We start from the raw sequence: 14,176 nt of genomic DNA, 5'->3' as shown, positions 1-14,176 counted from the left end.
CTCAGATCCTCATGCTGATGGCGTCGTCGGAGAGCGAGTCGTGGTTCGACGACATCGCCTGCAACATCGTGATTTCGTCGACGTACTGCGCCATGGCCGCGACGGTCTGGAATTCGAAGGCGACGCGGATCGGCAGGGCCACCCCGAACTCGCGCGCCGCGTGGTTGACCAGCTGCACCGCCAGCAGGGAGTTGCCGCCGATGTCGAAGAAGCTGTCCAGGCGGCCCACCCCGGGCACCCGCAGCACGTTCTCCCAGATCGCGGCCAGCGCGATCTCGGTGGGCGTCTCGGGGGCGGCCTCGCCGTGCGCGCGCGAGCGCGGCTGCGGCGCCGGCAGGGCGCGGCGGTCGACCTTGCCGTTGGAGGTCAGCGGCAGGTGCGCCAGCTCCACGAAGTGCGCCGGCACCATGTATTCGGGCAGCATCTCGCGCAGCGCGGCGCGCAGCGTCGACACGTCGCCCTCGCCCTGCACCTCGGGCACCACGTAGGCCACCAGCGCCACGCCTTGCTCGCCGGCCTCGGACGGGTTGCGCCAGGCCGCCACGAACACGTCGCGCACGCCGGGCAGGCCCGAGATGGCCGACTCGATCTCGCCGGGCTCGATGCGGAAGCCGCGGATCTTGAGCTGGTCGTCGATGCGGCCGAGGAAGTCCATGGTGCCGTCGGGCAGGTAGCGCGCCAGGTCGCCCGAGTGGTACATGCGCGCGCCCGGCGTGGCCGAGAACGGGTTCGGCACGAAGCGCTCGGCGCTCAGCGCCGGGCGGTTCAGGTAGCCGCGCGCCAGGCCCTCGCCGGCGATGTAGAGCTGGCCCACCACGCCGGCCGGCACCGGGTTGCCGAGCGGATCGAGGATATGCATCTGGGTGTTGGCGATCGGCCAGCCGATCGGCACCGTGGCCTCGTAGGGCACGCTGCCGCGCAGCGTCTGCACCGAGCAGCCGACGGTGGTTTCGGTCGGGCCGTATTCGTTGATCAGGGTGGTGTCCGGGAAGTAGTCGAGCCAGACGCGCGCCTGCGCGGCGGTCAGCGCCTCGCCGCCGCTGACGGTGGTGGCGATGCGGGTGCGCACGCTCGACTTCGGCATGCTGGCGGCCACCAGGTCGATATGCGCCGGGGTGATCTTCAGCACGCTCAGGTCGTGCGGCTCCTTGAGGAAGGCGAACAGGTCCGCGCCCGCGTCGGGCGGCGGCAGGTGCACGTCCTTGCCCGACAGCAGCGGGATGTAGAGCGTGGTGATCGAGGCGTCGAACACCAGCGGCAACTGCGCGAAGGAGCCCAGCTCGCGCTCGGTCGGGTAGGCCGTCTGCCCCCAGCGCAGGTACTGCATCAGCGTGTAGTGCGAGATCATCACGCCCTTGGGCTTGCCGGTCGAGCCCGAGGTGTAGATCACGTAGGCCAGCTCGCTCGAGTAGGTGCGCAGGCCCGGGTCGTGATCGGGCAGCGCGGCTTCGTCGGGCAGGCCGGCGTCGAACGTGCAGACCGGCACGCCGGTGGCCGGCAGTTGCCCGGCATGGCGCGCCAGGGTCAGCAGCACCGCCGGGCGCGCGTCGTCGAGCATGGTCTGCAGGCGCTCGTGCGGGTGGCTCGGGTCGAGCGGCACGTAGGCGCCGCCGGTCTTCAGGATCGCCAGCAGGCCGACCATCATCTCGACCGAGCGCTCCACGCAGATCGCCGCCAGCCGCCCCGCGCCGAGCCCGTATTGCCTGCGCAGGTGGTGCGCCAGACGGTTGGCGCGCGCGTTCAGCTCGCCGTAGCTCAGGCGCGCCAGCGGCGAGGCCACCGCGAGCGCGTCGGGCGTGAGCGCGGCCTGGCGTTCGAAGTGTCCGTGCAGGGTGCCTTCGCCTTGCGCGTGGTTGCCGTAGTCGACGGCGTTGTCGTTCCACTCGTGGACGATGCGGCGCTGCTCGGCGTCGTCGAGCATCGGCAGCGCGCCCACCCGCGTCGACGGCGCGGCCACGATGCCCGCCAGCAGTCGCCGGAAGTGGCCCGCCATGCGCTCGATGGTGGCGGCCTCGAACAGGTCGGTGTTGTAGGTCAGCGAGCAGTCCAGGCCGCCTTCGACCTGGCACATGGTCAGCGTCAGGTCGAACTTGGCGGCGTGGCCCGGGGTGGCGAAGGGCTCGACCTCGAGGCCGGGCATCGGCGCGGCCGTGAGCGGCACGTTCTGCAGCTCCACCAGCACCTGGAACAGCACCGAATGGCTCATGTGGCGCGTGAGCTGCAGCGCGTCCACCACCTGCTCGAAGGGCACGTCCTGGCGCGCGTAGGCGGCCAGCGCGGTGTCGCGCACGCGCGTGAGCAGGGCGTCGAAACCCTCGTGCAGTTCGATGCGGTCGCGCAGCACCAGGGTGTTGATGAACAGCCCGATCAGCGGCTCCAGCTCGGCCTGGCGGCGGTTGGCGATCGGCGTGCCCACGCAGATGTCGGCCTGGCCCGCGTGGCGGGCCAGCAGCACCTTGAAGGCGGCCGTCAGCGTCATGAACAGGGTGGCGCCGCCGCGCCGGCCGATCTCGCCGAGCGCGGCCACCGTCTCGGCCGGCACCCGGAAGTCGAGCGTCGCGCCCAGGTAGCGCTGCACCGGCGGGCGCGCGTGGTCGGTCGGCAGCGGCAGCAGGGTGGGCGCGTCGGCGAGCTGGTGGACCCAGTAGTCGAGCTGGGTGTCGAGCGCGCCGCGGCTCAGGCGCTCGCGCTGCCAGGCCGCGAAGTCGGTGTACTGGATCGCCAGTTCCGGCAGCGCGGCGGGCCGGCCCTCCAGCGCCGCCTGGTAGCACTCGGCGATCTCGTTGAGCAGCACGCCCACCGACCACGCGTCGGCGATGATGTGGTGCAGGGTCAGCATCGCCACGTGCCGGTCGGCCGCCAGCCGCAGCAGGCCGGCGCGCAGCAGCGGGCCTCGCGCGAGGTCGAGCGGCGCGCGCGCGGCCTGGTCGGCCAGCTCGGCGGCACGGGCCTCGCGCTGCTCGGCCGGCAGCGTGTCCAGCGCGGTGAGCGGTACCTCGATGTCCAGCCGCGGCGCGACGGTCTGCACCGGCTCGCCGTCGACCATCGGGAAGGTGGTGCGCAGCACGTCGTGGCGTGCCACCACCGCGTTGACGGCGCGGCGGAAGGCCTCGACGTCGAGCCGGCCGCTCAGGCGCAGCGCCAGCGGGATCAGGTAGGCGCTGCTGCCGGGCTGCAACTGGTCGAGGAACCACAGGCGCTGCTGGCCGGTGGACAGCGGCGGCGGCCCGAAGTGCTCGGCGCGCAGCACTGGCGTCTCCAGGCGCGTGCCGGCGCCGGCATCCTCGATGCGCGCGGCCAGGCGCCCCAGCGTGGGCGCCTCGAAGATCGCGTGCAGCGGCAGCTCGAGGCCGAGGTCGCGGCGGATGCGTGCCACCAGCTGGGTGGCCAGCAGCGAATGGCCGCCGGCGGCGAAGAAGTGCTCGTCCAGGCCGACCCGCTCGAGCTTGAGCACGTCGGCCCAGATCGCGGCCAGCGCGCGTTGCAGCGCGGTGACCGGCGCGGCGAAGCCGTTGGCACCGCCGGCACCTTCCGCGGCGCGGGCGTCGGGCGCGGGCAGCGCGCGGCGCTCGAGCTTGCCGTGGGCGCTCAGCGGCAGCGCCGCGAGCCGCACGAAGTGCGCGGGCACCATGTAGTCGGGCAGGCTGGCCGACAGCGCGGCAGGGGCCGCGGCGGCGTCGAAGCCCTCGCCCGTCACGTAGGCCACCAGGCGGCGGTCGCCGGGGCCGAACTCGCGCGCCACCACCACGGTTTCGCGCACGCCCGGCAGGCGGGCGATGGCCGCCTCGATCTCGCCGGGCTCGATGCGCAGGCCGCGCAGCTTGAGCTGCTCGTCGATGCGGCCGAGGTATTCGAGCGTGCCGTCGGGCAGGTGGCGCGCCAGGTCGCCGCTGCGGTACATGCGCTGGCCCGGCGTGGCCGCGAAGGGATCGGGCACGAAGCGCTCGGCGCTCAGCGCGGGGCGGTTCAGGTAGCCGCGCGCGAGCCCGATGCCGGCGATGTGGAGTTCGCCCGGCACGCCGGCCGGGGCCGGCTGGCCGGCCTCGTCGAGCACGTAGAGACGGGTGTTGGCGATCGGCTTGCCGATGGGGATCACGGCGGGGATCACGGCGGGGATCGCGTCCGCGGCCGAGCCGGCCTCGGGCGCCGGCCAGCTCCAGGCCGACACGTCGACCGAGGCCTCGGTCGGGCCATAGAGGTTGTGCAGGGCCACTCGCGGCAGCGCCTGCGCGAAGCGCGCCACCAGCGCGGCGGGCAGCGCCTCGCCGCTGCACATCACCTGGCGCAGCGTCGGCAGCGCGCCGGCCGGCCGCGCCTGCAGGAAGGCGTCGAGCATCGAGGGCACGAAGTGCAGCGTCGAGATCCGCTCGCTCGCGATCAGCGCATGCAGGTAGGCCGGGTCCTGGTGGCCGCCCGGGCGCGCGATCACCAGGGTGGCGCCCTCGCGCAGCGGCCAGAACAGTTCCCAGACCGAGACGTCGAAGCTCAGCGGCGTCTTCTGCAGCACGCGATCGCCCGCGCCGATCGGGTAGGCGCGCTGCATCCAGGCGAGCCGGTTGCCGATCCCGGCGTGGTCGACGCCCACGCCCTTGGGCGTGCCGGTCGAACCCGAGGTGAAGATCACGTAGGCGAGCTGGCCGGGGTGCACCGGCAGGCCCGGCGAGTGGTCGGCGGGCGAGTCGGCGGCGCCGGCCGGCTGCTGGTCGACCAGCAGCAGCGGCAGGCCGTCGTGGGCCGGCAGGCGAGCGGCCAGCCGCGAGTGGCCGAGGATCGCCGCGGGACGCGCCATGTCGAGCATCAGCGCGATCCGCTCGCGCGGCAGCGCCGGGTCGATCGGCAGCCAGGCCGCGCCGGCCTTGAGCGTGCCGAGCAGGGCCACCATCATTTCCAGCGAGCGCTCCAGGCACAGCGCGACCGGCTGGTCGGGCCGCACGCCGGCCGCGATCAGCGCATGCGCGAGGCGGTTGGCGCGGCGTTCCAGTTCGCCGTAGCTGAGCGAGTCGCCCTCGAACACCAGCGCGGTCGCCTCGGGCGTGCGCGCGGCCTGCTGCTCGATGCGCAGGTGCAGGGCCGGCTCGCCCGCGTCGCGAGGCTCGACGGCGGTGGCGTTCCAGTCCTCCAGCACGCGGCGGCGTTCCTCGCGCTCCATCAGCGGCAGCTCGCCGACGCGCCGCGACGGCTGCGCCAGCACCGCCTCGAGCAGGCGCACGAAGCGGCGCGCCAGCAGCTCGACGGTGGCGGTGTCGAACAGGTCGGTGTCGTACTCGAACAGGCAGTCGAGCCCCTCGGCGCCGGCGCTCACGTAGAGCGAGAGATCGAACTTGGCGGCGCGCGTGTCGGCCGCCAGCGGCTGCAGGCGCAGGCCCGGCAGCGCGAGTCCGGCGCCCGGCGCGTTCTGCAGCGCCAGCATCACCTGGAACACCGGCGTGTGGCTCAGGTGCCGCTCCACCTGCAGGGCTTCCACCACCTGCTCGAAGGGCACGTCCTGGTTCGCGTAGGCGGCCAGCGCGGTGTCGCGCACCTGGCCGAGCAGGGTGTCGAAACCGGCGCGCAGGTCGACCCGGTTGCGCAGCACCAGGGTGTTGACGAACAGGCCGATCAGCGGCTCCAGCTCGGCCTGGCGGCGGTTGGCGATCGGCGTGCCCAGGCAGATGTCGGCCTGGCCGCTGTAGCGCGCCAGCAGCACGTCGAAGGCGGCCGCCAGGGCCATGAAGCGGGTCGCGCCGTGGCGCGCCGCCAGCGCGTCGAGCGCGGCGGCGGTGTCGCCCGGCACCTCGAAGGCCAGCGCCGCGCCCAGGTGGCGTTGCACCGCCGGGCGCGGCCGGTCGGTCGGCAGCGGCAGCAGGGCCGGCGCGCCGGCCAGTTGGTCGAGCCAGTAGCGCAACTGCGCGTCGAGCACGCCGGCCTCGCGCCGTTCGCGCTGCCAGCAAGCGTAGTCGGCGTATTGCACCGGCAGGGCCGGCAGCGCGGGCGTGGTGCCCTCCAGTGCGGCGCGGTAACCCGCGGCGATCTCGTCGACCAGCAGGTCGAGCGACCAGCCGTCGGCCACCACGTGGTGGATCACGGCCACCGCGATGTGCTCGTCCTCGCGCAGGCGCAGCAGCGAGACGCGCAGCAGCGGGCCGGTGGCCAGGTCGAACGGCAACTGCACGGCCGCGTCGATCAGTGCGCGGGCGCGCGCGTCGCGCTGTGCCTCGGGCTCCTGGTCGAGCCGCACCAGCGGCACCTCGATGGCCAGCGCCGGCGCGATCTGCTGCACCGGTTCGCCCTCGCGTACCGCGAAGCGCGTGCGCAGCGTGGCATGGCGCGCCACCACGGCATTCACCGCGCGGCCGAAGGCGGCCACGTCGAGCGCGCCCGACAGGCGCACCACCAGCGGGATCGTGTAGGCCGGATTGCCCGGCTGCAACTGCTCCAGGAACCACAGCCGATGCTGGGCCGCCGACAGCGGCGGCGCCTCGCGATGCGTGCGCGGCAGGATCGGCGCGGCGGCGGGCTGGGTATCGGCCTGCGCGGCCGACTCGCCGGCTTCCTGCACGCGGCGCGCCAGCCGTTCCAGCGTGGGCGCCTCGAACACCGCGCGCAGCGGCAGTTCCACGCCGAGTTCGCGGCGCAGGTGGGCGACCAGCCGGGTAGCCAGCAGCGAATGGCCGCCGGCCTCGAAGAAGTTGTCGTGCAGGCCGATCGCGGGGCGCTTGAGCAGGCTGGCCCAGATCGCCGCGATTTGAGCTTGCAGCGGCGTGGCCGGCTCGACATGGACCGCCGGGGCCGTCAGCTCGGGCAGCGGCAGCGCGCGGCGGTCGAGCTTGCCGTTGGCGGTCAGCGGCACCGCCTCGATCTCGACGAAGCAGGCCGGCACCATGTAGTCGGGCAGGGTGGCGGCCAGCGCGTCGCGCAGTGCCTCGGCGGTGTCGGCCGGCGGTGCCGCGTGGCTCGCATCGCCGGCTTCGAGGGCCGACGCGCCCGCCGGCTCGCGCACCAGGTAGGCCACCAGCCGCTGGTCGCCGTCGCCGAACTCGCGCGCCAGCACCACGCATTCGCGGATGCCGGGGCGCGCGGCCAGGACGGCCTCGATCTCGCCGGGCTCGATGCGGAAGCCGCGCAGCTTGATCTGGTTGTCGAGGCGGCCGAGCAGTTGCAGCCGGCCGTCGGCGAGCTGGCGCGCCAGGTCGCCGGTGCGGTACATGCGCTGGCCCGGGCGGCCCGCGAACGGGTCCGGCACGAAGCGCTCGGCGCTCATCGCGGCCTGGTGCAGGTAGCCGCGCGCGAGACCGTCGCCGCCGATGTGCAGTTCGCCCGCGGCGCCGGGCGGCACCGGCTGGCCCGCCTCGTCGAGCACGTAGAGCCGCGTGTTGGCCAGCGGCCGGCCGATGCAGGCGGCGTCGGCGGCGCGCTCGAGCGCGGTGAACGAGGACCACACCGTGGTTTCGGTCGGTCCGTACATGTTCCAGACCGCCGGCACGTGTTCGAGCAGCCGGGCGGCTAGGTCGGCGCCCAGCGCGTCGCCGCCGCACAGCAGCTTGAGCGGCGCGGGCAGGGTCGGCCAGCGGTGCTCGACGAGCATTCGCCAGGTGGCCGGGGTGGCCTGCATCAGGCTCACGCCGTGATGCTCCATCAGCTCGGCCAGGCGCGCCGGATCGTCGGTGAGTTCGCGCGGCGCGTAGACCGTGCGCGCGCCGCAGGTCAGCGGCAGGAACAGGTTCGGCACCACCAGGTCGAAGGCCAGCGAGGTGACGCTGAGCATCACGTCGTCGGCCTCGATGCCGGGTGCCTGCCGCATCGAGCGCAGCAGGTTGGCCAGGCTTTGCTGGCGCACCTGCACGGCCTTGGGCGTGCCGGTCGAGCCGGAGGTGTAGATCAGGTAGGCCAGCGCTTCGGGGGAAATCGCGCGGGCGCGGCGAAACGGCGTGGCCGGCGCGTGTTCCACCTCGGCGTCGTCCAGGCAGATCGCGTCGGCGCCGTCGGGCGTGTGCGCCAGCAGCGCGCGCTGCGTGACGATCGCGGCCAGCCGCGCGTCGGAGACCATGTAGCGCAGCCGCTCGGGCCGCAGCTCGGGGTCGAGCGGCACATAGGCCGCGCCGGTCTTCATCGCGCCGAGCACGGCCACCATCATGTCGGTGTCGCGCTCGGTGTGGATCCCGACCAGGTCCTCCGGGCCGATGCCGCGCGCGGCCAGCGCATGGGCCAGCCGATCGGCGCGCGCGTCGAGTTCGCGGTAGTCGAGCGTGCGGCCCGCGCCGGTGACGGCGACGCGCCCGGGCGTGGCCCGCGCCTGCGCCTCGAACATCGAGATGAAGTCGGCCGGCTCGGGCCAGGCGCGCTCGGTGGCGTTCGCCTGTTGCCTCAGCTCGCGCAGCTCGGCGGCGTCGAACAGGCTCAGGCCGCGCATCGGCGCGTCGGGCGCGGCCGTGACCGCGCGCAGCAACTGCGTGAAGTGGCGCCCGATGCGCTCGACCGTGCCGGCCTCGAACAGGTTCAGGTCGTATTCGAGGTCGCAATGCAGCTCGCTGCCGGCCTCGCTGACGTTGAGGATCAGGTCGCACTTGGCGGTGGTGCCGGCCGCGCCCAGCGACTGCAGCGACAGGCCCGGCAGGGTGAGCGCGGTGTCCGGCGTGTTCTGCAGCAACAGCATGATCTGGAACAGCGGCTGGTGGCTCAGGCTGCGTACCGGCGCGAGCGCGTCCACCACCTGCTCGAAGGGCAGGTCCTGGTTGGCATGCGCCTCCAGCGCGGCGCCGCGCACGCGCTGGAGCAGGGCGCGGAACGAGGCGGCCGGGTCCACCTGGGCACGCATCACCAGGGTGTTGGCGAACAGGCCGATCAGCGGCTCCAGCTCGGCGCGGTTGCGGTTGGCCACCACGGTGCCGACGCAGATGTCCGATTCGCCCGAGTAGCGCGCCAGCAGCAGGTCGAAGGCGGCCATCAGCACCATGAACAGCGTGCTCTGGGTGCCGCGGCCGAGCGCGCGCGCGGCGGCCGCCAGCGGCGCGTCGATCACGAAGCCGGCATGCGCGCCGCGATGGGCGCGATGCGCGGCGCGCGGGTGGTCGGTCGGGAACGGCAGCAGGGCCGGCGCGCCGGCCAGTGCGCCGCGCCAGTAGTCGAGCTGGCGTTGCAGCACGCCCTCGGCCTGCCACTTGCGCTGCCAGGCGGCGAAATCGGCGTATTGCAGTTCGAGCGGCGGCAGCGGCGAGGGGCGGCCCTGCACGAAGGCGCCATAGAGCGCGCCGAGTTCCTGCACCAGCACGCCGATCGACCAGCCGTCGGCCACCGTGTGATGCAGGGTGAGCAGGGCGATGTGCTCGGTGTCGCCGGCGCGTAGCAGGGTGGCGCGCGCCAGCGGCCCGCGCGCCAGGTCGAAGGGAGTTCGCGCTTCCTCGGCCGTCAGCTCGGCGATGCGGGCCTCGCGCGCCTCGCGCTCCAGCGTGTCGAGCTCGACCAGGCGGATCGGCAGGCCCGCCTCGGGTGCGATCAGCTGCGCCGGCTGGCCCTGGGCGTGCTCGGCCCGCGGGCCGTGCTCGGGCACCGCCAGGCGTGTGCGCAGCGTGGCGTGGCGCCCGGCGATGGTGTCCAGCGCGCGTTGCAGCGCGTCCAGATCGAGGCGGCCCGACAGGCGCACCGCGATCGGCATGTTGTAGAGCGCGGAAGGGCCTTCGAGCTGGTCGATGAACCACAGCCGCTCCTGCGCGAAGGACAGCGGCGGCGCCGCATCGGTCGAGCCGGCGGCGTTGGCGGTGATCGCCGGCAGGTTGGTGCCGGCCCGCTCGCGCTGCGCGAGTTCGACGCGCTGCGCGAAGCCGCGCACGGTCGGCATCTCGAACAGGGCGCGGATCGGCAGCTCGGCCTGGAACGCGGCGCGCACCTTCGAGATCACGCGGGTGGCGAGCAGCGAATGGCCGCCGAGGTCGAAGAAGTTGTCCTGCGCGCCCAGCGCGGGCACGCCGAGGATCTCGCTCCAGATGCCGGCCAGGATCTCCTCGGTCGGCGACAGCGCCGCGCCCTGGGCGGCGGCGTCGGCCGCCAGGCCCGCGTTGGCCGTCGCGTCGGGCGCCGGCAGGGCGCGCCGGTCGATCTTGCCGCTGATGCCGCGCGGCAGGCGGTCGAGCACCACCAGGCGGCCCGGGATCATGTAGTCGGGCAGGCGCGTGCGCAGCGCCTGCAGGATCTGCTTGTGGATCTTCGGCAGCAACTGGACGGCGCAAGGCCGATTGACGAGCGGGGCGGCGCCGTCGTGGCCGAAGCGCGCGCGCCAGTCGATGCGCACCGGCTCGCGCGTGAATACCGCGTGGAACTGCCCGAGCGCGCCGGCCGCGCGGCTCAGCTGCAACCGGTAGCCGTGGCGCGCGGCCAGCGTCTCGCAGGCCGCCGGCGCGATGCCGCGGCGCGTGCGCGCGGCCTCGGCGCGGCGCAGCTCGGCCACGGTGGCGCGCGGCGCGGCCTCGGCGTGGACCATCGCGTCGGCCGCCACCTGCGCCTCCAGCCGCGCATCGGGAATCCCGGCGAAGGCCAGGCAGGGCGACGCGCCCGCCGCCAGGCGCCGGTCCAGTTCGGCCAGGGCCTGGTCGGCGGCGAGCGCCGTGTCCCAGTCGATCCAATCCGGCACGAGCGGCGCGGCGTCGCCCGCTCGCGCGCGCTGGTGATCGACGCGCAGCACCACGTCGTAGCGGAAGCGCGTCAGCTCGTTGTCGTCCTCGCCGGCCTTGGGCATCGCCTCGACGTGCGTGATCGCCGGCCAGCGCTCGGCCAGCGCGAAGAAGAAGGCCGGATCGACCAGCAGCTCGGTCTCGCCGGCCTCGATGCGCGCCACCGATTCGCGCAGGCGCGAGAGCAGCGTCGAGGGCTGCGCGCGGAACAGTTCGAGCGAGGTGTGGAAGGCGCGCAGCAGGCCGTGATGGCGCAGGTCGCCCAGGAATACGTGGCCGCGCTCGGGAATCGCCGCCACCGCGCGCTCGATCACCGCCAGCAGGTAGTCGGGACTCTCGAAGTACTGCGCCACCGAGTTGATCACCACCGTGTCGAAGCCGAGTTCCTGCCAGGCCTCGATCTCGTGCGCGCCGCGCGCGAGCAGCGCGATCTCGCAATCGCGATAGCCGGCGGCCCGCACCGCCGCGTCGAGCTGGGCGATCGCGCGCGCGGACAGGTCGGTGCCGTAATAGCGCGCGCAATGCGGGGCGATGCCGTGCAGCAGCATGCCGGTGCCCACGCCCAGCTCGAGCACGTGGCGCGGGTTCAGCGCGAGGATGCGCGCGAGCGTGCTGTCCAGCCAGCGGCGCATCTGCGGGGCGGGAATCGGCAGGTCGTCGTAGCTGCTGTTCCAGCCCGCGGTGTTGAAGCTCGCGTCGGCCGGGCCCTCGACGTCGTAGATGTCGTCGAAGGATTCGCCCCAGTGGCGCGTCTGCTCCTGGCCCGGATCGACGCCGACATAGGCCACCAGCTGCCGTTCGCCGGGGCCGGTTTCCTGCGGCAGCACGATCGCCTCGATCACCGGGCGGGTGGCCAGCAGGGCCGTCTCGACCTCGCCCGGCTCGATCCGGTAGCCGCGCACCTTGAGCTGGTCGTCGGCGCGGCCGACGTATTCGAGCGTGCCGTCGGCCAGGTGCCGGGCCAGGTCGCCGCTGCGGTAGAGGCGCTCGCCGGGCTGTGCGGCGAACGGGTCCGGCACGAAGCGGGCGGCGGTCATGGCCGGCTGGCCGAGATAGCCGCGCGCCAGGTTGGCGCCGCCCACGTAGAGTTCGCCGGCCACGCCCGGCGGCACCGGCTGCATGGCCTCGTCGAGCAGGTAGAGCCGCGAGCCCGCCTGCGGGCGGCCGATCACGGGCAGGGTGCCGGCCGCGTGCAGCTCGGCCACGCTGACGTCGACCGTGCATTCGGTCGGGCCGTAGAAGTTGAAGAAGCGGGTGCCGTCGATCTCGCGCGCGGCGGCCCACATCGCCGCGTCGATCGCGTCGCCGCCGGTGGAGACGTAGCGCGGCAGCCGCGTGCCGCCCGATTCGATCAGGTAGCGCAGTTGCAGGGTCGGGCAGTCGATCGCGTCGATGCGCTGCGCCTCGATGAAGTCGAGCAGGGCCTCGGGCGCGCGGCGCACCTCGTCGGGCACGATCACCAGCGCGTGGCCGTCGAGCAGCACCGCCATCTCGGCCACCGACACGTCGAACGACAGCGAGGCATTGCAGGCCACCCGCAGCGGCCCGGGCGCGACGTTCGCCAGGATCGCCGCGTGCGAGGCGGCCATGTTGAGCGTGGCGGCCTGGCTCACCAGGGTGCCCTTGGGGCGACCGGTCGAGCCCGAGGTGTAGATCACGTAGGCGAGGTTGCCCGGCAGCGCCCGCCCGGGCGGATTGCCGGCCGGTGCCGCGTCGCCCTCGGCGCCGGCGAAAAAAGCCTCGTCGAGGCTGATCACCGGCAGGCCGCCGAAGCGCGCGGCCAGCGCCGGCTCGGTCAGCATCGCGGCCAGCCGCGCGTCGTCGCGCAGCAGTGCGAAGCGTGCCGCGGGCTGGTCCGGATCGAAGGGCACGTAGGCCGCGCCGGCCTTCCAGATGCCGTAGATCGCCGCCACCATCGCCGCGCCGCGGCTAAAGCCGATGCCCACCCGCGCTTCCGGGCCGATGCCGCGCGCGCGCAGCGCCTCGGCCACGCGGTTCGCGCGCGCGTTGAGTTCGGCGTAGCCGAGCACGGTGTCGCCGTGGATCACGGCCGGCGCCTCGGGCGTGGCTGCCGCCTGCGCCTCGAAGCGGTCTTGCAGGGTGGCGGCCGCATCGGGCGCCGGCCGCGCCGCGAACGGCGCGTTCCAGTCGCGCAGCACGGCCCGCCGCTCGGCCTCGCCGAGCACCGGCAGCTCGCCCACGCGCCGCTCGGGGTCGGCGCCGATCGCCTCGAACAGGCATTCGAGGTGCCCGCACAGCCGCTCGATGGTGGCCAGCTCGAAGTGGCGCGTGTCGTAGCTGACCAGGAATTCCAGGTGCGAGGACAGCGAGGCGCCGAAGGTCAGCGGGTAGTTGTCCTGCTCGCGCAGCCGCACCTCGCCGATCGGCAGGATCTGGTCGGCCTGGCGCAGCGAGGCGTCGATCGGGTAGTTCTCGAACACCAGCATGCTGGCGAACAGCGGCAGGCCGGCGGGCACCTCGCTCCATTCGCGGATCTGCGTGAGCGGCGTGTATTCGTAGTGGCGCATCTGCGCGTTGTGCGCCTGCAGCGCGCGCAGCCAGTCGCCGAGCATGGCCTGGCGGTCGATGCGCGCGCGCACCGGCAGGCTGTTGATGAACAGGCCCACCATCGAGTCGATGCCCTCGATCTCGGCCGGGCGCCCCGACACGGTGGCGCCGAACACCACGTCGTCCTGGCGGCTGTAGCGGCCCAGCAGGATCGCCCACACGCCCTGCACCAGCGTGTTCATGGTGATGCCGGCGCGGCGCGTCCAGTCGCGCAGCCGCGCGGTGCCGGCTTCCTCGTAGCGCCAGATGATCTGTTCGACGCCGGCGCGGTCCTCGCGGCGGCGGTCCACCTCCAGCGGCGTGGGGTGCGCGAAGCCGGCCAGGCTGTCGCGCCAGAACGCCTCGGCCTTGGCCAGGTCGCGCTGCTTGAGCCAGGCGATGTAGTCGCGATAGGGGCGCACCGGCGGCAACGCGCTGGCCTCGCCGCGGCTCAGGGCCACGTAGATCGCCAGGAATTCCGACATCAGCTGCGCGAAGGACCAGCCGTCGTAGAGGATGTGGTGCGAGGTCCAGACGAAGCGCGCGTCCTCGTCGCCGAAGCGGATCAGCGTGAAGCGCAGCAGCGGCGGCTGGTCCAGCGCGAAGCCGCGCTGGTAGTCCTCGGCCAGGAAGGCGTCGTAGGCGGCCTCGCGTTCCCCGGCGGGGCGCTCGCGCCAGTCGAGCTGCGCGAGCGGCACGCGCAGCTCGCGGCGGGCGATCTGCAGCGGCTCGTTGAGCTTGTCCCAGGCGAACACGGAGCGCAGGATCGCGTGCCGGTCCACCAGCGCCTGCAGCGCCTGCTCGAAGCGCGCCACGTCCAGGCCCCGGCCGATCCGGCAGGTCAACTGCTCGACGTAGACGCCGGTGCCCGGCGCCATCAGGGTGTGGAACAGCATGCCCTGCTGCATGGGCGTCAGCGGATAGATGTCTTCGATGGCGGCGTTCATGGCGATGTCCTGGGCGTGGCTTGTCGTTCCGTTCGCGGG

General features: G+C 73.6%; 1 protein-coding gene. It reads right to left on the bottom strand.

Going from position 1 to position 14,176, the window contains the following annotated elements:
• Position 1: 1 nt before the first annotated feature.
• Complete coding sequence (locus tag BM43_RS34005) at positions 2–14,137, bottom strand: non-ribosomal peptide synthase/polyketide synthase (protein WP_045577502.1); 14,136 nt, start codon at positions 14,135–14,137, stop codon at positions 2–4.
• Positions 14,138–14,176: the final 39 nt, after the last annotated feature.

The organism is Burkholderia gladioli (assembly GCF_000959725.1).
GTDB classification, from domain to species: Bacteria; Pseudomonadota; Gammaproteobacteria; order Burkholderiales; family Burkholderiaceae; genus Burkholderia; species Burkholderia gladioli.
This window is presented reverse-complemented; position numbering and strand designations above follow the sequence as displayed.